The 22,947-nt window shown below is 61.6% G+C and carries 27 protein-coding genes; 16 read left to right on the top strand and 11 right to left on the bottom strand.

The window, feature by feature from the left end; translation table 11 throughout:
- Position 1: 1 nt before the first annotated feature.
- On the bottom strand, positions 2–532 hold the full coding sequence (locus NKH99_RS05475; RefSeq protein ID WP_353013066.1) for an anion permease: 531 nt from the start codon (positions 530–532) through the stop codon (positions 2–4).
- Between the two features lie 10 nt (positions 533–542).
- Entirely contained in the window at positions 543–1,373 is an 831-nt protein-coding gene (locus tag NKH99_RS05470) for an SLC13 family permease (protein WP_353013063.1), read from the bottom strand.
- 262 nt (positions 1,374–1,635) lie between these two features.
- Between NKH99_RS05470 and NKH99_RS05465 the strand changes: the two genes are divergently transcribed.
- The 10 genes from NKH99_RS05465 (at position 1,636) to NKH99_RS05420 (ending at position 10,455) form a co-directional block, all read left to right on the top strand.
- Positions 1,636–3,240, top strand: a complete 1,605-nt coding sequence (locus tag NKH99_RS05465) for a sensor histidine kinase (protein ID WP_353013060.1) — start codon at positions 1,636–1,638, stop codon at positions 3,238–3,240.
- A complete protein-coding gene (locus tag NKH99_RS05460; protein ID WP_352450507.1) occupies positions 3,218–3,898 on the top strand; it encodes a response regulator transcription factor in 681 nt (226 codons plus the stop codon). The genes NKH99_RS05465 and NKH99_RS05460 overlap by 23 nt, the downstream gene beginning before the upstream one ends.
- A 488-nt stretch (positions 3,899–4,386) precedes the next feature.
- The gene (locus tag NKH99_RS05455; protein WP_353013057.1) at positions 4,387–4,875 is read left to right on the top strand and encodes a DUF2938 family protein; all 489 of its coding nucleotides are present in this window, start codon (positions 4,387–4,389) and stop codon (positions 4,873–4,875) included.
- A 183-nt stretch (positions 4,876–5,058) separates the two neighbouring features.
- Complete coding sequence (locus NKH99_RS05450) at positions 5,059–5,703, top strand: 50S ribosomal protein L25/general stress protein Ctc (RefSeq protein ID WP_352469743.1); 645 nt, start codon at positions 5,059–5,061, stop codon at positions 5,701–5,703.
- 23 nt (positions 5,704–5,726) lie between these two features.
- On the top strand, positions 5,727–6,452 hold the full coding sequence (gene pth, locus NKH99_RS05445; RefSeq protein ID WP_352850303.1) for an aminoacyl-tRNA hydrolase: 726 nt from the start codon (positions 5,727–5,729) through the stop codon (positions 6,450–6,452).
- A gap of 3 nt (positions 6,453–6,455) precedes the next feature.
- On the top strand, positions 6,456–6,881 hold the full coding sequence (locus NKH99_RS05440) for a hypothetical protein (protein WP_353013054.1): 426 nt from the start codon (positions 6,456–6,458) through the stop codon (positions 6,879–6,881).
- A 215-nt stretch (positions 6,882–7,096) separates the two neighbouring features.
- On the top strand, positions 7,097–8,200 hold the full coding sequence (gene ychF, locus NKH99_RS05435; protein ID WP_352469740.1) for a redox-regulated ATPase YchF: 1,104 nt from the start codon (positions 7,097–7,099) through the stop codon (positions 8,198–8,200).
- Between the two features lie 217 nt (positions 8,201–8,417).
- Complete coding sequence (gene corA, locus NKH99_RS05430) at positions 8,418–9,392, top strand: magnesium/cobalt transporter CorA (protein WP_352833425.1); 975 nt, start codon at positions 8,418–8,420, stop codon at positions 9,390–9,392.
- A 134-nt stretch (positions 9,393–9,526) separates the two neighbouring features.
- Positions 9,527–9,988, top strand: a complete 462-nt coding sequence (locus tag NKH99_RS05425; RefSeq protein WP_352770919.1) for a MaoC family dehydratase — start codon at positions 9,527–9,529, stop codon at positions 9,986–9,988.
- Positions 9,985–10,455, top strand: a complete 471-nt coding sequence (locus NKH99_RS05420) for a MaoC family dehydratase (protein ID WP_352772566.1) — start codon at positions 9,985–9,987, stop codon at positions 10,453–10,455. The genes NKH99_RS05425 and NKH99_RS05420 overlap by 4 nt, the downstream gene beginning before the upstream one ends.
- Before the next feature lie 46 nt (positions 10,456–10,501).
- On the opposite strand, the gene NKH99_RS05415 is transcribed toward NKH99_RS05420, so the two are convergent.
- The 4 genes from NKH99_RS05415 to petA all read right to left on the bottom strand — a co-directional run bounded on the left by NKH99_RS05415 (position 10,502) and on the right by petA (position 14,102).
- Positions 10,502–11,047, bottom strand: a complete 546-nt coding sequence (locus NKH99_RS05415; RefSeq protein WP_352469734.1) for an adenine phosphoribosyltransferase — start codon at positions 11,045–11,047, stop codon at positions 10,502–10,504.
- 214 nt (positions 11,048–11,261) lie between these two features.
- The gene (locus tag NKH99_RS05410; protein ID WP_352541009.1) at positions 11,262–12,134 is read right to left on the bottom strand and encodes a cytochrome c1; all 873 of its coding nucleotides are present in this window, start codon (positions 12,132–12,134) and stop codon (positions 11,262–11,264) included.
- Positions 12,135–12,223: 89 nt separating this feature from the next.
- Positions 12,224–13,525 (bottom strand): cytochrome b, encoded by a 1,302-nt coding sequence (locus NKH99_RS05405; RefSeq protein WP_352541008.1) that lies wholly within the window; start codon positions 13,523–13,525, stop codon positions 12,224–12,226.
- Between the two features lie 16 nt (positions 13,526–13,541).
- Positions 13,542–14,102: a ubiquinol-cytochrome c reductase iron-sulfur subunit gene (gene petA, locus NKH99_RS05400; RefSeq protein ID WP_352469731.1), complete on the bottom strand. Its 561-nt coding sequence runs from the start codon at positions 14,100–14,102 to the stop codon at positions 13,542–13,544.
- 281 nt (positions 14,103–14,383) lie between these two features.
- Here petA and NKH99_RS05395 point away from each other — a divergent pair, with 281 nt between their 5' ends.
- Positions 14,384–14,740, top strand: coding sequence for a cupin domain-containing protein (locus tag NKH99_RS05395; protein WP_352469828.1), 357 nt, complete (start codon positions 14,384–14,386; stop codon positions 14,738–14,740).
- A gap of 27 nt (positions 14,741–14,767) precedes the next feature.
- On the opposite strand, the gene NKH99_RS05390 is transcribed toward NKH99_RS05395, so the two are convergent.
- The 4 genes from NKH99_RS05390 to NKH99_RS05375 are packed head-to-tail and all read right to left on the bottom strand — an operon-like array spanning position 14,768 to position 19,443.
- On the bottom strand, positions 14,768–15,082 hold the full coding sequence (locus NKH99_RS05390) for a DUF6665 family protein (RefSeq protein WP_352683924.1): 315 nt from the start codon (positions 15,080–15,082) through the stop codon (positions 14,768–14,770).
- 22 nt (positions 15,083–15,104) lie between these two features.
- On the bottom strand, positions 15,105–16,988 hold the full coding sequence (locus tag NKH99_RS05385; RefSeq protein WP_352683923.1) for an ABC transporter ATP-binding protein: 1,884 nt from the start codon (positions 16,986–16,988) through the stop codon (positions 15,105–15,107).
- A complete protein-coding gene (locus NKH99_RS05380; RefSeq protein WP_352541005.1) occupies positions 16,985–18,874 on the bottom strand; it encodes an ABC transporter ATP-binding protein in 1,890 nt (629 codons plus the stop codon). Before NKH99_RS05380 ends, NKH99_RS05385 begins: the two co-directional genes overlap by 4 nt.
- A 26-nt stretch (positions 18,875–18,900) precedes the next feature.
- The gene (locus tag NKH99_RS05375; protein ID WP_031212588.1) at positions 18,901–19,443 is read right to left on the bottom strand and encodes a hypothetical protein; all 543 of its coding nucleotides are present in this window, start codon (positions 19,441–19,443) and stop codon (positions 18,901–18,903) included.
- Positions 19,444–19,726: 283 nt separating this feature from the next.
- On the opposite strand from NKH99_RS05375, the gene NKH99_RS05370 reads away from it, so the two are divergent.
- The 3 genes from NKH99_RS05370 (at position 19,727) to NKH99_RS05360 (ending at position 21,008) form a co-directional block, all read left to right on the top strand.
- Entirely contained in the window at positions 19,727–20,185 is a 459-nt protein-coding gene (locus NKH99_RS05370; RefSeq protein WP_352683922.1) for a tRNA (cytidine(34)-2'-O)-methyltransferase, read from the top strand.
- 132 nt (positions 20,186–20,317) lie between these two features.
- On the top strand, positions 20,318–20,764 hold the full coding sequence (gene soxR, locus NKH99_RS05365) for a redox-sensitive transcriptional activator SoxR (protein ID WP_352683921.1): 447 nt from the start codon (positions 20,318–20,320) through the stop codon (positions 20,762–20,764).
- 43 nt (positions 20,765–20,807) lie between these two features.
- The gene (locus tag NKH99_RS05360) at positions 20,808–21,008 is read left to right on the top strand and encodes a hypothetical protein (protein ID WP_352683920.1); all 201 of its coding nucleotides are present in this window, start codon (positions 20,808–20,810) and stop codon (positions 21,006–21,008) included.
- Between the two features lie 6 nt (positions 21,009–21,014).
- On the opposite strand, the gene NKH99_RS05355 is transcribed toward NKH99_RS05360, so the two are convergent.
- Entirely contained in the window at positions 21,015–21,272 is a 258-nt protein-coding gene (locus tag NKH99_RS05355; RefSeq protein WP_023679487.1) for a hypothetical protein, read from the bottom strand.
- A 103-nt stretch (positions 21,273–21,375) separates the two neighbouring features.
- Here NKH99_RS05355 and hemF point away from each other — a divergent pair, with 103 nt between their 5' ends.
- Both hemF and NKH99_RS05345 read left to right on the top strand, forming a co-directional pair.
- A complete protein-coding gene (gene hemF, locus NKH99_RS05350; RefSeq protein ID WP_352683919.1) occupies positions 21,376–22,290 on the top strand; it encodes an oxygen-dependent coproporphyrinogen oxidase in 915 nt (304 codons plus the stop codon).
- Between the two features lie 257 nt (positions 22,291–22,547).
- Complete coding sequence (locus NKH99_RS05345) at positions 22,548–22,808, top strand: DUF1344 domain-containing protein (RefSeq protein WP_023679489.1); 261 nt, start codon at positions 22,548–22,550, stop codon at positions 22,806–22,808.
- The last annotated feature ends 139 nt before the right edge of the window (positions 22,809–22,947 follow it).

The raw sequence follows: 22,947 nt of genomic DNA, 5'->3' as shown, positions 1-22,947 counted from the left end.
TCTACGGCTCTCCAACAAGTTGCAGATGGAGCGTGTTGAGCAGGGCTCCGGTGGCTGGCCACACGGTGACCGCGAACACGACGATGAGGATGAACTGCATCGGCAGCAGGATTGAGCTGAGCAAGGCGAGGTCTTTCGGGCCGTAGCCTTCCTCGTCGACCCCCGCGAAAAGCGCCACCGGTTTCGCGCAGATCGCGAGGGTTTGGCAAAAGCCGGTCGCCGAGACGAGGACAAACATTGCCAGGAGAGGGTCGAGCCGCGCTGTCGATGCGAGCATCAGCGCCGGGGGCAGCAGCACCGAGACACGCGCCGTGCGACTGTGGATCACGAGATGACTGAAAAGCCCAAGCAAGGCTAATAAGGAGATAAGCGCCAACGGGCCCAAGCCGGTGCCGCGCAGCGGATCGACAGTCGTCTCGATCAACCACCGATTGAGGCCTGATGCCGTCAGGCCGTCTGCCAAGCAGATCGTCGCCGCCAGAAACAAGAGCAGCTTCCACTCCGCACTCTTGATTGCATCGCCAAACGCCACGGAGCCTACTCTAGGAAGTGTTGGCCAAGAGAGCGCCGCCAAGAGCGACAACGGTGGCATCAAGTCCGTGGACAGGTTCGGTCAGCCACGCGATGACAACCCCGCCGGCGATCCAGAGTATCGGCTGCCGTGCCAATCCGGCACCGCCACTAGTCACCGTCGTTGGCTGCAAAAGGGTCATCCGCCGTTCGACCGGCGACAGGAAAAGCCGGAGCAGGCATTCGACCGAAAGGAAGGTGCTTACGGCCGCAAACGGCAGGCCGAAAGCGATCCATTCCAGATAGCTTACTTTCACACCCGAGAGGCGGCCGACCATTTCGATCGCCAGTAGATGGGCACCGGCGCCGACGGGCGATGCAATGGCCGAGAGCAGGATAACAGTGGGGAACAGCAGCGCGAAGGCCCTTCGCAACCGGGCGCTTCCACAGCGTCCCGCGATCGCCTGAAAGGCGGGGATCATCAAAGCTGCGCGACCTGAGGTCGACGGAATGACGAAGGCTGTGGCGATCATGACGGCCGTCAAGGAATAGGCGATTGCGCGAACCGATCGCATGCGCCCCGTCACGAGGCCGAGAACGCGATCTGCGACCCCACTCGCCTTGAAGGTGGCCGCCAACATGAAGGAGGCAAGCAATAGCCAGATCAACTCATCGCCGAGCGCATGAAACAGCGCGCCTGGATCACGGTTGACCAGCAGCGCCATTGCCAGCCCGGCGGCGATCGCAACGAAGGTGTCGTCGAACGGCGTCAGGGTCCACCCGATGATCGCGACAAGCAGGATCTCGAGCGCGCGCCGGGCGTCGGACGGGAGCGCGGAGAGGCCGAATTCAATGATGGCCACACACAGGGATACACCGGTTCCGATCAGTGCGGCTCGCCATATCGGCCAGAGCACCGGCGGTGTCCTTTCCCGAAGGGTGGCGTCACTGTCGGTCCGAAAATCTACTTGTGCCAACCGAAACCTCGTCTAGTTCGTCGCCAACGTGGCGATGAGGGCGTCGCACACCCTCCGCTCGAACTTAGGAGGTTCCGATTAGACGCTTGCGAGGGCTCCGGTTAGAATTTGGTGAGAGGCATTATCCGATCGCCGGCAGGATTACCGCATGACCGTTCGAGGCCGCATCTTCCTATTTCAAATCGTCATTCTCGCCCTTGTCGGACTGATTTCAGGACTGGCATTCGCAACACTCCAGCTGACAGAGGAATTCGTCCGCCGAATCGACAGCGTCCACGGGCGGTTCGAGGCGCTCGCCGAACTCAATGGGCAAGCCAACAATTACACCGAGCAACTCGCTGAAGTCTTGCTGCTTGGGCCCGAGCAAATGCCGGATTTCGAAGCGGCGCGAGAAGCAGTGAAATCCGGATTCTACAAGCTGGAGGGCGCCACTCGCGAGGAACTCGGTGCTCTCGGATATTGGAGCGATAGACGCCAGGAGGAGGCCGAACTCAGATTCGTCGGTCGCGTCAAGGCGCTGTTTGAGGCGATCGATCGGGCCGCCCAGCGACTGTTCAGCCAGCGAACAAAGGGGGATCCAAAGGGCATCGTAGACGCCTTCCGCAACGATGTGGAGCACCGATTAGAGAACGATCTTGAAGAAATGATTGAAGCCGCTTTGCACGATGAGCGCAGGGAGGTTGGAGAGGAACTCGCCGGCGTCCGTGGCGCACAATGGCGGCTGCTGCTGCTGACCGGCGGCTTCGCTGCGTTGCTCATGCTGGGCAGTCTGGGGTTCGGCCTGGTCCTGCGACGATCAATCGCCACACCTGTGCGTGAACTGAACGAAAGCGCCAAAGCCATCGCTGCAGGCAAGCTCGAGCATCGCGTTTCCGCGACCGGACGCGACGAGTTCGCTTCCCTCTCGCGAAGTTTCAACAGCATGGCCGAGGCTCTCGAGATCGAACGTGCTGCTCTGATTTCGGTACAGGACCGCTTGGAGGCGGAGGTTCAGTTGCGCACCCGTGAACTGCGGAAAGCCAATGAGCAACTGAGAGCGATCGATAGCCGACGCACACAATTTTTTGCGGAGGCAAGCCACGAACTCCGCACGCCGTTGACGATTCTCCGCGGAGAGGCCGACGTTGCCCTCCGCGGCCAACCGCGTGTTCGATCTTACCGCGAAGCTCTGAGCCGAATCCGCAATTGCGCTGAAGATATGGCTCGCAACCTGGGGGACCTTCTGGCATTCGCCCGCTCCGAAGCTGAAAATTTCAGGTTCTCCTTGCGCAACATCGATACCGGTGAGGTTGTGAAGGCGGCCGTTCAGGAGGCTTCCGTACTCGCAGGTCCCAAGCAGATATCCGTTGACCTGTCGCTCAACCCAGACCATTGCCTCATTCGGGGTGACGCCCAGCGCCTAAAGCAAGCGCTGCTGATCGGCTTCGACAACGCCATAAAGTACTCAAAGCCGTATCAGACAATAGCAGTCGAGATGGCTGAGCGTCATGGAATGCTTGAGATCGCCATCCGCGACAACGGTTCAGGGATCGATGCCAACGATCTCCCGTTCGTGTTTGACCGATATTATCGCGGGCGTGTCGGCGGGAGGTCCGCAGCCGACGGCCTTGGTGTTGGCCTCGCGATCGCCAAGGAGATTATAGACGGGCACAATGGCACAATCGGCCTTGAAGGAATTGAGCCTTCGGGAACCCTCCTCAGAATCAGACTGCCGCTGGTACATCGCACCCATGATTCGAATCCTGATCGTTGAAGACGACCGGCGTGTCTCCGACTTTCTCCGCCGGGGGTTGGAGGCCGAAGGCTTCCACGTGAGTGTCGCGGAGGACGGTCGCGAGGGACTAGCCATTATTCGTACGGATCCATTCGATCTCGTGATCCTGGACCGTCTGCTTCCCTACCTGGACGGCCTTGAGCTGTGCCGGATCGTGCGATTGGAGCAGTGGCCGGTTCTCATCCTGATGCTGACCGCGAAGGAGACAATTCAGGATCGCGTAGATGGGCTCAAGGGCGGTGCCGACGATTACCTGACGAAACCGTTTGCGTTTGATGAACTGGTGGCCAGGATTGACGCGCTGCGCCGACGCCGTCAGGGTGCAGTGGATCGACAATTGCTTCGAGTGAGCCGCCTCAATCTCGACACGAGCGCTCGTCGTTTTGCGGACGGCGACCGGGAAATCAGCCTTACCCGACGTGAATTCGACCTTCTGCATTTTCTCATGCTCAACGCGGGGAAAGTGGTTAGCCGCGAGCGCATCCTCAACAATGTCTGGTCATACAGCTTCGAACCCGGGACGAAGATCGTGGAGGTATACATTCGCTATCTGCGTGCGAAGCTCGGGCCGGATGCATCGGCCAGCATTCAGACAGTTCGTGGGATCGGCTACATGCTGGTCGAGCGGAAGCCATAGAAGGTAGAGCGAAACTCTTTATCGCACCGTTCTCGCCACTCGCTGGAAACCTCCCCTTTCCGCAACGCCGCTTCCACCGCTTGTTTCCGAATAGGTGTTCATCGGCTCCCTTCCATGCTGCCGGCGCGCGCCGTCCACCCGCCGTGGGCATTGCCCCGCCGCGGTTCCCCTTTCCACCCGCCGCGGTTCCCCTTTCCATTTGTGTTCGGGCTTGGGCGGCGACACCGATTTTGGCGGCCGTTAACCGCTTTCGTAATTCACGGCCTCTACCCCCAGGCCTGCAGCCACCCAGTCGGGGAAGCCGCCTTCGAACCGGCGCGGGGCCCAGCCTCGTGCCCTGAGGATTGCCAAGGCGTCGGCCGAAAGAACGCACTGGACTCCACGACAATAGGCGACACGGGTGAAACAAGAGATGCCAAAATGTTGGAGTTCGTTGTTCGTGCGGCCGTCGTTGGAATCGGCGCGACAGCCCTGATGGACCTCTGGGGATGGTTTCTGAAGCGAATGTTCGCGATTCCACCCTTGATTACGCCTGGGTCGGCCGCTGGATCGGGCACTTTCCACATGGACGTTTTGCACATGCGAATATCGCACAAGCTGCCCGCGTTCGCGGCGAAACCGCCATTGGATGGAGTGCGCATTACGCGACCGGCATCGTATTTGCCGCAGCGCTGATTGGAGTGTGGGGCCTCGACTGGGCACGGCACCCGACAGTGCTTCCGGCCCTGTTGGTCGGCGTCTGCACCATCGTCGCGCCGTTCTTCGTGATGCAACCGGCTTTTGGGATCGGCATCGCGGCTTCGAAAGTTCCCAACCCGCGCACTGCGCGCCTGCCAGCCTTATGGCCCATCTGTCTTTCGGGGTTGGGCTGTACGTTGCAGCATCGCTTTCGGCATTGCTACTTCCGGCCTGATGGGACACGGTCCATCCTTGGCGCCCTTCCGCCCGCTTGCACCTCGCGCCGCCTTCCGCTATAGAGCCGCCACCCGCGTAGACACCCTTGGAGGCAACGCGGCGGAAGGCCGCCTTCCCGCATGATCCCGAAAAGTGGATTCCGGTTTTCGGACCAGGTCATGCGTTAGCTATGTCGGCTTTCGACGTTTACGGCCCCGGCACGTTGCCGGCCGCGAACGCTCCAGAACAACGCGAAAGGAAATGCCATGAGCCACGATACTTACGAGCTCAAGGCCGAAGCGCGCGAACAGGTCGGTAAGGGGTCCGCCCGTGCAGTTCGCCGCAACGGTAAAGTGCCTGCAGTGATTTACGGCGACAAGCAGCCTCCCCTGGCGATTGCGCTGACCTACAAGGACATCTACTACAAGATCCATGGCGGCGGGTTTCTGACCACGGTCGCCACGATCGATGTCGACGGCAACAAGATCCAGGTTCTGCCCAAGGATTTTCAGCTCGACCCGGTCAAGGATTTCCCTGTCCATGTCGATTTCCTGCGCATCGGCAAGGATACCGAAGTCAACGTCGATGTGCCCGTGCACTTCATCAATGAAGACAAGTCGCCCGGCATCAAACGCGGCGGCGTGCTCAACATCGTGCGCCACGAGGTCGAGTTCCACTGCCCGGCCAATGCGATCCCGGATTTCATCACCGTCGATCTCACCGGTACCGATATCGGCGATTCGATCCACATTTCGGCCGTCACCTTGCCGGCCGGCGTCAAGCCGGTGATCTCCGACCGCGACTTCACCATCGCGACCATTGCCGGCTCCTCGGCGATGAAGCCGGAGGCTGCGGAAGAGACGACTGAAGCGGCTGCGCCCGAAGCGGCTCCTGCCGCCGAAGAGAAGTAACCCCTTCCCGCCCGGAGGCGACGATGCTTGTCTTTGCAGGCCTCGGCAATCCGGGCGCGAAATACGCCAACAACCGGCACAATGTCGGCTTCATGGCGGCGGACGCGATCGCCCGCCGCCATTCCTTTTCGCCTTGGTCGAAGAAATTCCAGGGTCTGATTGCCGAAGGCACGCTTGCCGGCGAAAAGGTGATCCTGATCAAGCCGCAGACCTTCATGAACCTGTCCGGCCAGGCGGTCGGCGAAGCCTTGCGCTTCTACAAGCTCGGCCCTTCGGCGCTGACTGTCTTTTATGACGAGATCGACCTTGCCGCCGGCAAGGTGCGGGTCAAGGTCGGTGGCGGTTCCGGCGGCCACAACGGCATCCGCTCCCTCGACCAGCACGTCGGCAAGGATTTTCGCCGTGTGCGCATCGGCGTCGGCCATCCCGGCGTCAAGGAAATGGTGCACGGCCATGTGCTTGGCGATTTCGCCAAGGGCGACCGCGAATGGCTGGACGTGCTGCTCGACGCAATCGCCGATGGTGCCGGATTGCTTGCCAAGGGCGACGACAATTCGTTCATGAACCGCGTGACGCTGGCGCTGCGCGACAAGCTCACGCCGACGGACGACGACGATCGCCCGCCGCCCAAGGCGCCAAAGGCGCAAAGCCACGTCCGCCAGGCGCGGCCGCAGCAGCCGGCGGCCAAGCTGCCCGAAACCGGCCCGATGGCGGCCATGCTGAAGAAGCTTTTTGGCGGCAAGGACTGAGCCATGGATCTGGATGACATTCAGGAATTGGTCCGTCTCATCAGACAGAAGTATGTTGATTATTTCGTCACCGCTGCCGGCGAACTTGCTCGCAACAGCCAAGGATCGCATGCGACCGAAATCAAGTTTTCGAACGTCGATTCCTTCTATCGAAATTTCATCGCGGTTGATTTCGTCAGTAATGACGGACAGCCAAATCCGCAATTCATCAACAGCGATTCCTATGTGAAATTCTCTCCGGATATTCACGCCGCGATGGGTGGAATGGATGTCCTCATCTCACCTTTCAGGTGGGATGAGATTCATTTTAAATTCCCTATAAATGAGCTCGACGGCGATCTCTTCGACGAATGGTTTCGCGGCTGGTTCGATATCGATGGCGAGCGTGAAACATCGGAGACCGTCGGAAACGTCATTCACAGTGCGTAATTGCTCGACGGGCAACTGACCATCGATTTCGGAACCGCTGAGGTCGACGCGTTCTGGCATCTTCTGCAAATACTGAACAGGTCCGGCGTTCATTCGTTGGCGATAGGCACCGATGACATCGCGCAGCGTCTGAATTGAATTGCGCCTTGACGATCATCGGCGCTTTCGCCCATAGCCCTGATCAAATTTCGATTTCCCGATAGGACCAGACAAAAATGGGTTTCAAATGCGGCATCGTTGGCTTGCCCAATGTCGGCAAGTCGACGCTCTTCAATGCGTTGACTAGGACGGCGGCGGCGCAGGCCGCCAATTATCCGTTCTGCACCATCGAACCGAATACCGGCGAGGTGGCGGTGCCCGACCCGCGCCTGCAGAAGATCGCCGCGATCGGCAAGTCGAAGGAGATCATCCCGACCCGCATCTCGTTCGTCGACATTGCCGGCCTGGTGCGTGGCGCCTCCAAAGGCGAAGGGCTTGGCAACCAATTCCTCGCCAACATCCGTGAGGTCGACGCCATCGTCCATGTGCTGCGCTGCTTCGAGGATGACGACGTCACCCATGTCGAGGGCCGCATCGATCCTGTCGCTGATGCCGAGACCGTCGAAACCGAATTGATGCTTGCCGACCTCGACAGCCTTGAGCGCCGCATCGTGCAGATCCGCAAGCGTGCCGCCGGCAAGGACAAGGAAGCAGCGACCGCACTTCCGATGATGGAAGCGGCGCTTGAACTGCTGCAGGCCGGCAAGCCCGCCCGCATCCTGCTCAACGGCATCTCGGCTGAGGATCTACGCATCCTGCAGGGGCTGAATCTCTTGACCTCACACCCGGTGCTTTACGTCTGCAACGTCGCGGAAGCCGATGCCGCCACCGGCAACGCGCATACCAGGGCGGTCGAGAAGATGGCCGCCGCGCAAGGTGCCCGCACCGTTGTGATTTCCGCGGCGATCGAGGCCGAGGTCGCCCAGCTCTCGGACGAAGAGGAAATGGAATTCCTGGCAACGCTCGGTCTGGACGAACCCGGCCTGAACAAGGTCATCCGCGCCGGCTACGAGCTGCTCCAGCTCATCACCTACTTTACCGTTGGCCCCAAGGAGACACGCGCCTGGACCGTGCACAAGGGCGCCAAGGCGCCGCAGGCGGCAGGCGTCATCCACACCGATTTCGAGCGCGGCTTCATCCGCGCCCAGACCATCGCCTATGAGGACTTCGTCAGGCTGGGCGGCGAAGTCGCGGCCAAGGAGGCCGGCAAGGCGCGCGACGAAGGCAAGGAGTATGTCGTCCAGGACGGCGACATCATGCTGTTCAAGTTCAACACCTGAGCCGGCGAGGGAGCCCAATGGTCACCATTGCCGTCGCTCGATGACAAACTTCAAAGCAGGGCGTCGCAGTGGCTCTTGCGCTGCTTGACGGGCCATCGTGCGGGGTCTAAGGGGCCTCTGCACCGGCCTCGCGCCTCGCCTGCCCGTGTCCGTGCGATGTGACTGACGCGCCCCCTCCAAACGAACGCTCTTTGGCAACAGCAAGGGAGACCCGGCGATGATCAAGGCCTTCGTCGTCGACAATGATCGCCTGCGCCTGGTCGACGATCTCGTGCAAAACAGCGACACTGTCGTCTGGGTCGACCTCTTCAACCCGACAAAGGAGGAAGAGACGACAATCGAGACCTGGCTCGGCATCGCCGTTCCGACGCGGGAAGAGATGGAGGAGATCGAGATCTCGAGCCGTCTCTACGTCGAGGACGGCGCCTACTTCATGACCGCCATTCTGCCTGCGCAGACCGAGGTGAACGATCCCTTGATGTCGCCGGTCACCTTCGTGCTCGCCGGAAGCAGGCTGATCACCGTGCGTTACCACGAGCCGAAGGCGTTCAAGACCTTTCCGCTGCGCGCCGAGAAGGTGGCGACCGGCTGCACCAGCGGCGACACCATCCTGATCGGACTGCTGGAGGCGATCGTCGACCGCCTCGCCGACATTCTGGAGCGCGCCGGCCGCGACGTCGAGGCGATCTCGCGCGACATCTTCGAGGCACGCTCGACCAAGGTTTCCAAGCGCAACCGCGACTTCCAGGAGCTGTTGAAAGGCATTGGCCGCAAGGAAGACCTCGCCTCCTCGATCCGCGACAGCCTAATCTCGCTGCAGCGCCTTGCCGGCTTTCTCGCCCATGCCTCCACCCAAAGCAGGATGAGCAAGGATATCCGCGCTCGCATCAAGACCTTGTCGCGCGACGTGCTGTCGCTCGCCGACCACGCCACGTTCCTGTCGCAGAAGATCAGCTTCCTGCTCGACGCGACGCTCGGCATGATCTCGATCGAGCAGAACGCCATCATCAAGATCTTCTCCGTCGCCGCTGTCATCTTCCTGCCGCCGACGCTTGTCGCTTCGATCTACGGCATGAATTTCGACATCATCCCTGAGCTCAAATGGCACTTTGGCTATCCCTTCGCCATCGGCATGATGGTGCTTTCGGCAATCCTGCCCTTCTGGTATTTCCGCCGCCGCGGCTGGCTATAGGGTCGTCAATACCGCGCTGCGGCTTGGGCGCAGCGGGCTGGCGCAATAGAAATTGCTTGACCAAATGCCGCCCTGCCTGCATCCGGGACCCGGACCCGTAGCGATCGTACAATCCTGAACAGGATTTCCAAACCATGACCGCAAAGACCTGGGCTTATGAGGATTTTGTCGAGGGCGCTTCGCTCGACCTGGGCACCAAGTTGGTAAGCGCCGCCGAAATCATAGAATTCGCCAACGAGTTCGATGCCCAGCCGATGCATCTCGACGAGGCCGCGGGCAAGGCCAGCATCCTCGGCGGGCTGGCGGCTTCAGGCTGGCACACCTGCGCCATGTTCATGCGCATGCTGTGCGATGCCTTCCTGCTCGACTCAACCTCCCAAGGCGCGCCGGGCGTCGACCAGGTCAAATGGAAACGGCCGGTCCTGGCCGGCGACCTGTTGACCGGCAGCACCACCGTCCTTGCCAAGCGACTGTCCAGATCGAAACCCCGCCTTGGCCTGGTGACCATGCGCAGCGAGTTGTTCAACCAGCGCGGCGAAGGTGTTTTCGAGCTCGAAAACACCGTCATGTTCCTCACCCGCGAGGGCAGTGCGTGAGCCTCGACGAATTCTTCTGCATCGGTATCACCGTCACGCTCGGTTCACATCGATTCGAACCGGAGGCGGTCAAGGCGTTCGCCCGCAAATACGACCCGCAGATATTCCATATCGACGAAGAGGCGGCGAGGAACAGCATATTCGGCGGGCTCTGCGCCTCGGGCTGGCACACCGCCGCCACCTGGATGAAATTGAACCTCCAGGCTGGCATAGAGGCAGAGGTCGCCCGCTGGCCCGGTCCCGGGCCGGTGCCGGAATTCGGTCCCTCGCCCGGCTTCAAGAACCTCAAATGGCCCAAACCTGTCTATGCCGGGGAAACCGTGACTTTCACCCGCACCGCGCTGGCCCATCGCCCCATCGCCTCGCGACCGGGCTGGCGGCTGCTGACGCTCCGCTCGGAGGCCTTCGATTCGACCGGCGACAAGGTCATCGAATTCGAAAGTGCCGTGCTGGTGAAGGTGGAGTGAGCGGAGTTCTTCCCTACTCCACAAGAAGGGGAGAAGGAAGAAACGCTCAATGCCCCTCAAACCCGATCAGCGTCCTCACCGGTACGCCGAGCGCCTCTAACCTCTCGCGGCCGCCAAGGTCCGGCAGGTCGATGACGAAGCAGGCGGCGAGGATGTCGGCGCCGATCTGCCGCAATAGCTTGACGGCCGCCTCGGCCGTGCCGCCGGTGGCGATCAAATCGTCGACGAGGATTACCTTCTCGCCTGGAGAAACACCGTCTTTGTGCATCTCCATCTCGTCCAGCCCGTATTCCAGGCTGTAGGCGACGCGCACCGTCTCGGAAGGCAACTTGCCCTTCTTGCGGATCGGCACGAAGCCGGCCGAGAGCTGGTGGGCGATGGCGCCGCCGAGGATGAAGCCGCGCGCCTCGATGCCGGCGATCTTGTCGATCTTGAGGCCGGCATAGGGATGCACCAGTTCGTCGATGGCGCGGCGGAAGGCCCGCGCATTGCCGAGCAGCGTGGTGATGTCGCGAAACAGGATGCCCGGCTTGGGATAATCCGGAATGGTGCGGATCGCGGCAAGCAGCGTCTCTTCGAGCGAGGATTTCATCAAGCGGCTCTCCGGGCCTTTCAGATTCGGCTGAAGACGTGAAGGGAATGGGCCAATCGTAACCCGGTGCAGCTAAGTCCGGCTACCGCCATGTGACGCCTGACGGAAAATTGTCCGGCAAAAGGGGCCACTCTGCGCCGGCAGCGATGAATCGACATGCCTGCAATGAGAAGGGCGTCTTTCGACGCCCTCGCATTCTCGTAGATCGCAGGGCTCAGTGCGCCACGCCGGCCCACACCTTGCGCTTGGTCAGGTAGACCAGTGCGCCGAACAGCAGCAGGAAGACCAGTACGCGAAAGCCGGTCTTCTTGCGGTCCTCGAGGTGTGGCTCGGCCGCCCACATCAGGAAGGCCGACACGTCACGCGAATACTGGTCGACCGTCTGCGGCGCGCCGTCATCATAGGTTACCTGGCCGTCAGAGAGCGGCTTCGGCATCTTCAGCGACACGCCGGACAGGAAGTACGGATTGTAGTACGTGCCTTCTGGTATGACCATGCCCGCCGGCGGCTGCTGGTCGTAGCCGGTCAGCAGCGAGTGGATGTAGTCGGGGCCGCCCTGGGCATACTGGGTAAAGATATCGAAGACGAAGCGCGGGAAGCCGCGTTCGACCCCGCGCGCCTTTGCCAGCAGCGACATGTCGGGCGGTGCTGCGCCGCCATTTGCCGCCGCCGCCGCCTCCACATTGGGGAACGGCGCCGGGAAATGGTCGGACGGCTTGCCGGGACGATCGAACATGTCGCCGGCATCGTTCGGTCCGTCATGGATCGTATATTCGGCCGCCAGCGTCTTGATCTGCGCATCCGAATAGCCAAGGCCCACCAGTGTACGGAACGCCACCAAATTCATCGAATGGCAGGCCGAGCAGACTTCCTTGTAGACCTTCAGCCCGCGCTGCAGCTGGGCCTTGTCGTAGGTGCCGAATGGCCCGGCGAAGCTCCAATCCATTTCCTCCGGTTCGTGTATCGGGAAATGCGTCGGCGCCGCCTCATTGTGCGCCTCTTCCTGGGCGCTGGCTCCAGTGCTTGCGGCACCCATGCCCGCGGCCAAAAGGCCAAGCAGCGCCAGCGAGGAGAGAATCTTCTTCATGCCAAATCCCCTTGAGATTCTCTGACGCGCCGTCACCGTCTCGAGCATGACCTTGTCCGAGTACCGGTTTCCACTTTTCGGAATCATGCTCAGCCCTTGGTTTCCGGCGCGGTCGTGGCGCCGGCAGGATGTCCACCGCCGCCCTTGTTCTTCTCGAGCACCGCCTCGGTGATCGAGTTCGGCAGCCGCCGCGGCTTTTCGATCAGCCCGAGCACCGGCAGCGCTACCAGGAAGAAGGCGAAGTAGAACAGCGTCGCCATCTGCGCCATGAATACATAGCTGCCCTCGGCCGGCTGCGAGCCCAGCCAGCCGAGCAGGATGGCGTCGGCCACGAACAGCCAGAAGAACAGCTTGTACCAGGGCCGGTAGACTGCCGAGCGCACCTTCGAGGTGTCGAGCCACGGCACTAGGAACAGCATGACAATCGCGCCGAACATGCAGAGCACGCCGCCGAGCTTGGAGTTGATGGGCCCGATATTGAAGGTGATAGCGCGCAGGATCGCGTAGAACGGCAGGAAGTACCATTCCGGCACAATGTGGGCCGGCGTCTTCAGGGGGTTGGCAACGGTGTAATTGTCCGGATGACCGAGATAGTTCGGCAGATAAAAGACGAAATAGGCGAAGACGAACAGGAACACGATCATGCCGAACCCGTCCTTTATGGTCGCGTAAGGCGTGAAGGCGAGCGTGTCGGTCTTCGATTTGACCTCTATGCCGGTCGGATTGTTCTGGCCGACGACGTGAAGCGCCCAGATGTGCAGCACGACAACGCCGGCGATCATGAACGGCAGCAGGTAATGCAGCGCAAAGAAGCGGTTCAGCGTCGGATTGTCGACCGCGAAGCCGCCGAGCAAAAGCTGCTGGATCCAGTCGCCGACCAACGGGATGGCGGTGAAGAAGCCGGTGATGACAGTAGCGCCCCAGAAGCTCATCTGGCCCCAGGGCAGCACGTAGCCCATGAACCCGGTCGCCATCATCAAGAGGTAGATGATGCAGCCGAGTATCCACAGCAACTCGCGCGGTGCCTTGTAGGAGCCGTAGTAGAGCCCGCGGAAGATATGGATGTAGACGGCGACGAAGAAGAACGACGCGCCGTTCGAATGCAGGTAGCGCAGCAGCCAGCCCGAATTCACGTCGCGCATGATCTTCTCGACCGAATCGAAGGCGAGAGTGCTGTCGGCCGCATAGTGCATGGCCAGCACGATACCGGTCAGGATCTGCGCCGCCAGCATGAGCGCAAGGATGCCGCCGAAGGTCCAGGCATAGTTCAGGTTGCGCGGCACCGGATAGGCGATGAAGCTGTCATAGACCAGCCGCGGCAGCGGCATGCGCGAATCGAACCAGCGTCCGATGCCGGTCTTGGGCGTATAGGTCGAGTGTCCCTCGCTCATCGAAATATCCCTTGCCTCAGCCGATACGGATCTTGGTGTCGGAAACGAATTGAAACACCGGCACCGCCATGTTCTCGGGCGCCGGTCCCTTCCGGATGCGGCCGGCCGTATCGTATTGCGAACCGTGGCATGGGCAGAACCAGCCGCCGAAATCGCCTTCCTGGCCGAGCGGGATGCAGCCAAGATGGGTGCAGACCTGGACCATCACCATCCAGGCTTCCTTGCCCGGCGTGGTCCGGTTGGCGTCGGTTGCCGGCGCGTCGGCCGGCAGGTTGGCGTTGCGGGCAATTGGATCCTTGAGTTCGGCGAGATTGACCGCCTCGGCGTCCCTCATCTCTTTTTCGGTGCGGTTGCGCACGACAACCGGCTTGCCGCGCCACTTCACGACGAGCGACATTCCCGGCGTCAGCGAGGAGACGTCGACCTCGACCGAGGCGAGCGCCAGCGTCGAGGCATCCGGTCGCATCTGGTCGATGAATGGCCAGGCAACGGCGCCCGCGCCGACCACTGCGGCCATGCCGGTGGCGACGTAGAGAAAATCACGACGGTTGGGATCCTGGGTGTCGGTTGCGCTCACGGGTGCCTGATCCTTTCGCCTCTTCCGTGCCGGCGGCCGAGCCTTGTTCCCCGCTCAATCGCGCCGGCCCGACAGCGCATGGCGAACAGGCTAGCGAATTCCTCCGGCATTTGGGACTTGGGTTTATGCGTGAAGCCTGTTTTTGTCCAGACGGGTGAAGGCACAAGGGCAGATTGTCGCGGGGGCGTAATTCGCACGGCGGAACGATTGGAAAACAGCAGCAAAACCAAATGGCTGCGTTCGCCTCGACATCTGGCGCTCGCCCGGTTTATCCTCGGCCTATGGCGCATGTCATAGACCGCGGCAAATGGGCCGAAGCGCCCGACCGCTGGCCCGACCACTGGCAGGGCGAGCTGCAAGGCGGAGCTTACGGCTCCCGCAGCTGCCTGATCTTCAACTACCTGCCTGACATCGGCGGCGGCCCCAGGCTGCACAGCCATCCCTATTGCGAGATTTTTATCATCCGGACCGGCACCGGCCTGTTCACCATCGGCGACCGGCAGATCGAGGCCACCGCCGGCCAGATCCTGGTCGTACCGCCGAACACGCCGCACAAATTCACCAATCTCGGGCCAGGCCCGCTGGAAACCACCGACATACACGAGAACGGCAGCTTCATCACCGAGTGGCTGGAATAACGCTTCCCAAACCAGTTCCGGTTCGGATCATGCGCTGGCGCCGAGCCTGGCCAGCACGGCCTTGGGAATGTTGTATTCCCGGATCACCGCGTCGTGCTTGCGCAGGCCGCAGAGTTCGCGCTGGATGAAATACCCGTGCACCGCTTCGGCTGCATCCCTGAGCAGCCGGGCGCGGTCGACATCGTCGCAATTCTCGCGCAGCCTCGTCAATGTTTCCTCGACGCGCCGGCCGGCGCGGCCGAGCGCGGCCGCCTTCTCGCCGAGGATTTCATGGCCAAGCAGGTCCAACGCGCTCTCCTGCGCGCCGGACCGTCCGAAATTCGATGGCATTCTCACCATCATGGTCTACTCCGGTCTTTAGAAACTACTCCGCCGGCCGGGTCTCGGCCAGCGCGCTCTCCTCGTTGAACAGGAAACCGCCGGACTGCCGCTTCCACAGCCTGGCATAGAGCCCGTCGAGCCCGACCAGCTCGTCATGCGTGCCTTGCTCGACGATGCGGCCCTCGTCGAGCACCACCAGCCGGTCGAGTGCCGCAATGGTCGACAGCCGATGCGCGATGGCGATGACCGTCTTGCCTTCCATCAGCCTTGCCAGATTTTCCTGGATCGCCGCCTCGATGTCGGAATCGAGCGCCGAGGTCGCCTCATCGAGCACCAGTATCGGTGCATCCTTGAGGAAGACGCGGGCGATCGCCACGCGCTGGCGCTGGCCGCCGGAGAGCTTGACGCCGCGCTCGCCGACATAGGCCTCGTAGCCGATACGATCGCGATTGTCGCGCAGACCGAGGATGAACTCGTGCGCCTCGGCCTTCTTCGCTGCCGCGACCACCTCGGCGTCGGTCGCTTCCGGCATGCCGAGCTTGATGTTGTCGCGCAGCGAGCGGTGGAAAAGTGCCGTATCCTGGCTGACGACGCCGATATTGGCGCGCAGCGAATTCTGCGTGACCCTGGAGACGTCCTGCCCGTCAATGGTGATCTTGCCGCTCTCGAGGTCGTAGAGGCGCAGGATCAGATTGACCAAGGTCGTCTTGCCGGCGCCGGACGGGCCGACCAGGCCGACCTTTTCGCCCGGCCGCACGACGAGGTCGATGCCGTTGAGCACGCCGGACCCCTTGCCGTAGTGGAACTCGACATTGTTGACGTTGATACGCCCGCCGCCGACGACAAGCTCTTTCGCGTCCGGCGCATCGGTCAGGCCGAGCGGCTGTGAGATCAGCGCCTTGGAATTCTCCAGCACGCCGAGGTTCCGCAAGATGCCGTTGAGCTGCATCATCAGCCGGCCGAGCAGCATGTTCAGCCGCAGCACCAAAGACAGCGTGAAAGCCACGGCGCCGACTGTGATCGCACCCTCGACCCAGAGATAAACGGCAAAGCAGGCGATCGCCGTGATCATAATGCCCGACAGCATCGTCAGCGCCATGCGCACGCCGGTCAGCCTGCGGGTGAACGGGCGCAGCGCGTCGAGATAGATGTCGAAGCCGTTCCTGATGTAGCGGTCGTCGCCATCGGCCGAGAACAGTTTCAACGTCTGCACGTTCGAATAGGAATCGACAAGGCGGCCGGTGATCATCGAGCCGGCTTCGGCGGTGGCTTCGGCATGTTTGCGGATTGCCGGCAAATAGCGCCTGGCCAGAAAGCCGAAGGCGGTAATCCAGATCACCACCAGCACCGCCAGCCGGAGATCGAGCCCGGCGACCAGCGCCAGCGTCGTCACCGTATAGACGACCATGAACCAGACCACCTCGATGAAGCTTTCCATCAGATCGCCGGTCGCCTGTCCCGCCTGCCAGACCTTGGTCGCGATACGCCCGGCAAAGTCGTTCTGGAAGAAGGCGTAGGATTGGCGCGAGACATGGCGATGCGCCTGCCAGCGCACCAGATTATAGAAACCCGGCGTGATCGTCTGCTCGTCGACCAGCGCCGACAGGCCGACGACAATGGTGCGGATGACCAGCACCACCGCGATCATGAAGACAAGTTCCGGGCCGGCGGCAGTCCACAGAGCGTGCCAGCTGCGTTCACCGGGAAGCTGGTCGAGGATGTCGACCAGCCGCCCGACGAAATAGAACAGTCCGGCTTCGACCAGCGGCGCGATGCCGCCGATCACCAGCATGGCGAAGAAGGCGATCTTCGCCTGCCCGACATAATGCCAGAGGAAACCCCTGACGCCGGCAGGTGGCCGAAGGTCCGCAGGCTCGCGGAATGGATAGACCCAGTTCTCGAACCAGCGGTAGATGGCAGTCATCATTCGGCGGCTTCACCCTTGGCGATTGCATCGTTGGCGGCTGCATCGTTGGCGGAGGGGCCGTCGTCGAGCAGGAAGCCGCCCGACTGGCGCTGCCAGAGCTGGGCGTAGAGCCCGCCGCTGGCAACCAGTTCCTCATGCGAACCTTCCTCGATGACGCGGCCCTTGTCCATGACGACGAGCCGGTCCATGGCGGCGATCGTCGACAGCCGGTGCGCAATGGCGATGACGGTCTTGCCTTGCATCAGTCTGTAGAGGTTCTCCTGGATGGCCGCCTCGGCCTCGGAATCGAGGGCGGAGGTCGCTTCGTCGAGGATAAGGATTGGTGCGTCCTTCAGCATAACACGGGCTATGGCGATGCGTTGCCGCTGGCCGCCGGACAATTTGACGCCGCGATCACCGACATGCGCGTCGAAACCCTTTCGACCGTTAGAATCCGACAATCCGGCGATGAAATCCAGCGCCTCGGCGCGCCGCGCCGCCTCGATCAGCATCTGGTCACTGGCGTCCGGCCGGCCATAGAGGATATTCTCGCGCACCGAGCGATGCAGCAGCGAGGTGTCCTGCGTGACCATGCCGATCTGGGCGCGCAGCGAGTCCTGCGTCACCGCCGCAATGTCCTGGCCGTCGATCAGGACCTTGCCGCTTTCGAGGTCATAGAAGCGCAACAGAAGATTGACCAGCGTCGACTTGCCGGCACCCGAACGGCCAACGATGCCGACCTTCTCGCCCGGCTTCACCGTCAGCGACAGGCTTTCGATCACGCCCTTCTGCTTGCCATAATGGAAGCGGATGTCCTCAAAACGGATCTCCCCCTTGGTCACGGCAATATCCTTGGCGCCAGGCCGGTCTTCGACGAGGCGCGGCAGCGAGATCGAGGCGATGCCGTCCTGCACCGTGCCGATATTCTCGAACAGCGTGGACATCTCCCACATGATCCATTGCGACATGCCCCAGAGCCGAAGCACGAGGCCGATGACCAGGGCGACGGCGCCGATCGTCACGGCTTGGCCGAGCCACAGCCATAGCGAGATTGCGGTGACCGAAAACAACAGCAGCGAATTCAGGACGTAGAGCAGGCCGTAGAGCTGTGTCACCAGCCGCATCGACCGGTAGACTGTATCGAGAAAGCCGGCCATACCGTCCTTGGCGAAGGATGCCTCGCGCCGCGCATGCGAGAACAGCTTGACCGTCTGGATGTTGGAGTAGCTGTCGACGACACGGCCGGTCATGGTTGAGCGCGCATTAGCCTGCTCCTCGCCGACCTTGCCCAGCCGCGGGATGAAATAGCGCAACAGCAGGACATATCCGGCAAGCCAGACGGCAAGCGGCGCAGCCAGCCGCCAGTCTGCCGAGCCGACAATGAACAGCATGCCGAGAAAATAGACGACGATATAGTTGAGCACATCGATGAGCTTGATGACGCACTCGCGCACCGCGAGCGCGGTCTGCATCAGCTTGGTCGCGATGCGCCCGGCAAACTCGTCCTGATAGAAGCTCATCGACTGCTTGAGCAGGTAACGATGCACCTGCCAGCGGATACGCATCGGATAATTACCCATCAGCGTCTGCTGGTTGAGCAGCGAATGGAACCAGACCGTCGCCGGCAGCGCGAAAACCACGATGAAGGCCATGCCGGCCAGCTTCAAGCCTTCGGTCTGCAGGAACGTCTCGCGATTCTGTCCGGACAGCCAGTCGACGATCCGGCCCATGAAGCCGAACATCCACACCTCGGCAAGGGCGATGGCCGTCACCAGTACCGCATCGAGAGCGATGTAGGGCCACGCGCCGCGCGTATAATGCACGCAGAAGGCGATCAGTGTCCGCGGCGGCTCGACCGGCTCCTTGGCAGGGAACGGATCGAGCCTTTTTTCAAACCAGCTAAACATAGAGATGCTCACAATACTGTTTCCGCTCACGCGGCACGCGAACGGACGAGGTGCCCAGACCGCATGGCGTCAAGGACCGGCGATACGGAATCGTCCGCCTCGCCGGTCCTGCTTCGCGCTATATAGGTTGTCGCGGGCCTTTCGCCGACAGTCTCGTTTGACGATGCTGACGACGTTTTGACGATCCGGATTTTCGCGCTGGTTTTTGCACCAGGCCGGATCAGCCTGATGATCCGGCGCACCAGCGACGGCCGGCTATAGTCCGGAACGGCGCGCGAGAAATCGACGTCCGGCAGCATACCGCGATGCGGACGCCGGCGGGTCTCGGCGTGAACCGCCGACGAGTAGGTCTCGCCGATCAAAAGCGCCCAGGTCGCAGTCTTCCGCTCGTGCAGGCTTCTTGAGCCGGGTATTCTACAGGGATCGAACATCGGTCCGTCCTCCAGTTGAAGATGCAGGTAGAAGGGTGAACCAACCCAGGCCGCGGGCACGCGCGGCGCGGCAAAGGTGGCATCGGTCGAAGCGTGTTCAGGTGGGGCGTTCAGCCCCTTCCACAGCTTGAAAAACATCGCAGGATTCCTTCAAAGGCCGAAAAAGGTTTCGGCGGGAATCGGTGCGATTGAAGTCTAGAAGGTCAGGAGAATCGTCGTACCGAAACCGCCGTCGGGCTGGTAAGCCCACGAGAGGGGTGGTGGATGTGCATGGCCATCATGAATTACCCCTCCGTCGGTTCGGGTTGACAATGCTGGCCGTATAACCGACTTCGCAGAAAATGACCACCCGCCAGTCCAGGAATTTCCAAAACCGCGAGAGCTCTGTGGCTGATCTGCCACTTATTAGAAAGACGCGGAAATGAACGACCGTCTCCGCATCGCGCTCTACCAGCCTGATATCGCCGGCAACACCGGGACAATCCTGCGCTTCGCCGCTTGCCTCGGTCTCGGCGTCGACATCATCGAACCGGCGGGCTTCCCGCTCGGTGACCGGGCGCTGAAACGCGCCGGCATGGACTACCTCGAAATGGCGGCGCTCACCCGCCATGTCGACTGGCACGCCTTCGAGGACTGGCGCAAGCTTGCCAAGCGGCGGCTGGTGCTGCTGTCGACCAAAGCCACGACCCCTTACACCAGCTTCGCCTTCGGCGATGACGACATTCTTCTGTTCGGCCGCGAATCCGCAGGCGTTCCGGATCTTGTCCATCAAGCGGCGGATGCCCAATTGACCATTCCCATGCAAGACGCTGCGCGCAGCATCAACGTCGCGCTTTCCGTCGCCATGGTGGCGGGTGAAGCCATCCGGCAACTCGGATAACGGCACTCCGTCTCCCGTCATCCTGGCCCAGGCGCACATCACCATCTCCTTGGTTTGCAGATCCCGGGTTTCTTCGCTACAAGCTCAACTTAACTTTAGGTCAAGCGAAAAAATCGGAACGGAAAAAGAGGGATGGCACCGGTAACGGAATTGACGGTCGGCCAAGTGGCCATGCGCAGCGGTGTGGCGGTGTCGGCGCTACATTTCTATGAGGCCCGCGGGCTGATCCGCAGCCACCGGACGTCAGGCAACCAGCGGCGCTACGGCCGCGACGTGCTGCGCCGTGTCGCGATCATCAAGGTAGCGCAGGAGGTCGGTATCTCACTGGCCGAGATCGGCACGGCCCTTGCGTCACTGCCCGAGGGCCGCACGCCGACGCGCGATGACTGGAACCTGCTATCGACCGCCTGGCGCGACGGGCTCGACCACAAGATCGCCCAGCTGAAGAAACTGCGCGACGGGCTGACCGACTGCATCGGCTGCGGCTGCATGTCGATCGACAAGTGCCCGTTGAGGAACAAGGGCGACCGGCTGGCAAGGGAGGGGACCGGGGCGCGGCGGCTGATTGTTGCATCCTAAATGGAAGCAGTGCGATTATGGTGCGATACGGAAGGGAACCTCAGTGCTGGGACATCTAATCCAAGCAGAAGAAGAGACACAGCTCATCGTGATCTATCGGATCGATTCCGGCGGCATGCCAACGCCCTATACGTCCTTGAGCTTCGATGAGGCGCAGAAAATGGGCTTCGAAAAATTCGGCAAGCTACTTTGTGAGAACCTAATTCTAGATTCTCCAAAATTGCGCGATCTATTTTTGTCGTGACATCCCTTAATCTGCTGCCGGCAACCGTCGTATCGTGAACTCGATGACGTCGCCCGGCCGCTCGAACCAGCTTTCGATCTCGGTCCAATAGGCCTGCTTGGGAAAGCGCTCGAACCATTCCTTCGCCTTGAGACGAGCGTCGGAGCGCGGCAGCACGAAGGTCTCGCGCAGGAAGCCGTCGCGCGGCATGCGCGCGTTCTCGGCGCGCGAACGGTCGAGCCTCTTCTTCAGGCCATCCAGCGGCGGTCTTGCCGGGGTGCGCACGAAAGAACGCCATTCACACTTGACCCTTGCACCCAAGAGATTAGGGATCGCGGCCGGAAAAGACGAGTCATTTGTCGGGCGCGCCCGCAACCGGAGACAGGATTTGCAACGACCCGAGATACCGGCGGGGCTGCCAGCCGACATCGAACAGAAGAAGACGAAGGCACGGCTGTGGTTCGAGACGTTGCGCGAGCGCATCTGTGCCAGCTTCGAGCAGATCGAGCAGGACCTGCAGGGGCCGCAGGCTAGCTGGTCGCCCGGCCGCTTCGAAAAGACGCCGTGGCAACGCGATGCCGGCAAGGGCGGCGGCGGTATCATGTCGATGATGCACGGCCGCGTCTTCGAGAAGGTCGGCGTCCACACCTCGACCGTCCACGGCGAGTTCTCGCCCGAATTCAGGAAGCAAATGCCGGGCGCCGAAGAGGACCCCTCCTTCTGGGCAAGCGGCATTTCGCTGATCGCCCATCCGTGGAACCCCAACGTGCCGGCCGTGCATATGAACACGCGCATGGTCGTCACCTCGCGCCAGTGGTTCGGCGGCGGCGCCGACCTGACACCGGTGCTCGACCGCCGCCGCAGCCAGGACGACCCCGACACGATCGCCTTCCACAGAGCGATGCAATTTGCCTGCGAGAAGAACGCGGCGATCGCCGACTACGTGAAATTCAAAGCCTGGTGCGACGAGTACTTCTACCTGCCGCACCGCGACGAGCCACGCGGTACCGGCGGTATCTTCTTCGACTGGCTGCATTCGGATGAGGGCAAAGGCGGCTGGGACGCCGATTTCAACTTCGTCCAGGACGTCGGGCGATCTTTTCTCGTCGTCTACGGACATCTGGTGCGCGCCAACTTCAATGACAACTGGACCGATGGCGACCGTGACGAGCAGCTCATCCGCCGCGGCCGTTATGTCGAATTCAACTTGCTTCACGATCGCGGCACCATCTTCGGGCTGAAGACCGGCGGCAATGTCGCCTCGATCCTGTCCAGCCTGCCGCCAGAAGCGAAATGGCCGTAAAATCTCGGTGAGCACGACGTGAGCCGCAATCGGGTCCAAATCCCCAGAATTTGACGGCGAATGTGGCGCAAGGCGCGCCAGAAAATATCTTTTTCGTCTAATATATCATTGTAAAGATTGGGCTATTTGTCGCGTCGGGCCGGGAAACGCCGGCGGTTCTTTACTCCCGAGAGCCGCGACCCGACGTGACCGGACGGCCCATGATTGAATGGGGCACCTTTCCCAAGCGGTGCCCGCATTTTCCAGGAGAGCATGCCATGCGCAAGCTTATTATGACCGCAGCCGCCGCTGCCGTTCTCGCCTCTGGTACTGCCGCATTCGCTGCGGTCAAGCACACCACCGGCACGATCAAAAGCTTTGATGGAACGGCGATGAGCCTAGTTCTGGATAACGGAGCCACTTTTACGTTGCCCCAGACCTTCAAGGATCCTGGCCTGAAGGTCGGCGAAAAGGTCCGCGTCACGTGGGATATGAGCGGCAAGGATAAAATTGCCGAGGCAGTCAAGATCGTGAAGTGATGTCCGGCCCGCTGGAGCAAGACGAGGTCTTACTCCTGGGTGGCGTAAGAGGGCGGAGCAGCGATGCTCCGCCTTTTCGCAACCCGATCACCAGAGGGCCGCGTGTCGGCTTGGACGCACGGCACTCTAAGGCAACCAA

It is taken from the genome of Mesorhizobium sp. M0854, from assembly GCF_040319815.1.
In the GTDB taxonomy this organism is placed as follows: domain Bacteria; phylum Pseudomonadota; class Alphaproteobacteria; order Rhizobiales; family Rhizobiaceae; genus Mesorhizobium.
This window is presented reverse-complemented; position numbering and strand designations above follow the sequence as displayed.

Bases quoted from the DNA above. Each gene is read 5' to 3' on its own strand.
- NKH99_RS05465 (WP_353013060.1), top strand. From the start codon at position 1,636: ATGACCGTTCGAGGCCGCATCTTCCTATTTCAAATCGTCATTCTCGCC.
- pth (WP_352850303.1), top strand. From the start codon at position 5,727: ATGCTTGTCTTTGCAGGCCTCGGCAATCCGGGCGCGAAATACGCCAAC.
- NKH99_RS05345 (WP_023679489.1), top strand. From the start codon at position 22,548: ATGCGCAAGCTTATTATGACCGCAGCCGCCGCTGCCGTTCTCGCCTCT.
- NKH99_RS05425 (WP_352770919.1), top strand. From the start codon at position 9,527: ATGACCGCAAAGACCTGGGCTTATGAGGATTTTGTCGAGGGCGCTTCG.
- NKH99_RS05440 (WP_353013054.1), top strand. From the start codon at position 6,456: ATGGATCTGGATGACATTCAGGAATTGGTCCGTCTCATCAGACAGAAG.
- NKH99_RS05385 (WP_352683923.1), bottom strand. From the start codon at position 16,988: ATGATGACTGCCATCTACCGCTGGTTCGAGAACTGGGTCTATCCATTC.
- NKH99_RS05415 (WP_352469734.1), bottom strand. From the start codon at position 11,047: ATGAAATCCTCGCTCGAAGAGACGCTGCTTGCCGCGATCCGCACCATT.
- NKH99_RS05410 (WP_352541009.1), bottom strand. From the start codon at position 12,134: ATGAAGAAGATTCTCTCCTCGCTGGCGCTGCTTGGCCTTTTGGCCGCG.
- NKH99_RS05395 (WP_352469828.1), top strand. From the start codon at position 14,384: ATGGCGCATGTCATAGACCGCGGCAAATGGGCCGAAGCGCCCGACCGC.
- NKH99_RS05390 (WP_352683924.1), bottom strand. From the start codon at position 15,082: ATGATGGTGAGAATGCCATCGAATTTCGGACGGTCCGGCGCGCAGGAG.
- NKH99_RS05370 (WP_352683922.1), top strand. From the start codon at position 19,727: ATGAACGACCGTCTCCGCATCGCGCTCTACCAGCCTGATATCGCCGGC.
- NKH99_RS05405 (WP_352541008.1), bottom strand. From the start codon at position 13,525: ATGAGCGAGGGACACTCGACCTATACGCCCAAGACCGGCATCGGACGC.
- NKH99_RS05380 (WP_352541005.1), bottom strand. From the start codon at position 18,874: ATGTTTAGCTGGTTTGAAAAAAGGCTCGATCCGTTCCCTGCCAAGGAG.
- NKH99_RS05375 (WP_031212588.1), bottom strand. From the start codon at position 19,443: ATGTTTTTCAAGCTGTGGAAGGGGCTGAACGCCCCACCTGAACACGCT.
- corA (WP_352833425.1), top strand. From the start codon at position 8,418: ATGATCAAGGCCTTCGTCGTCGACAATGATCGCCTGCGCCTGGTCGAC.
- NKH99_RS05460 (WP_352450507.1), top strand. From the start codon at position 3,218: ATGATTCGAATCCTGATCGTTGAAGACGACCGGCGTGTCTCCGACTTT.
- NKH99_RS05450 (WP_352469743.1), top strand. From the start codon at position 5,059: ATGAGCCACGATACTTACGAGCTCAAGGCCGAAGCGCGCGAACAGGTC.
- ychF (WP_352469740.1), top strand. From the start codon at position 7,097: ATGGGTTTCAAATGCGGCATCGTTGGCTTGCCCAATGTCGGCAAGTCG.
- NKH99_RS05455 (WP_353013057.1), top strand. From the start codon at position 4,387: ATGGTTTCTGAAGCGAATGTTCGCGATTCCACCCTTGATTACGCCTGG.
- soxR (WP_352683921.1), top strand. From the start codon at position 20,318: ATGGCACCGGTAACGGAATTGACGGTCGGCCAAGTGGCCATGCGCAGC.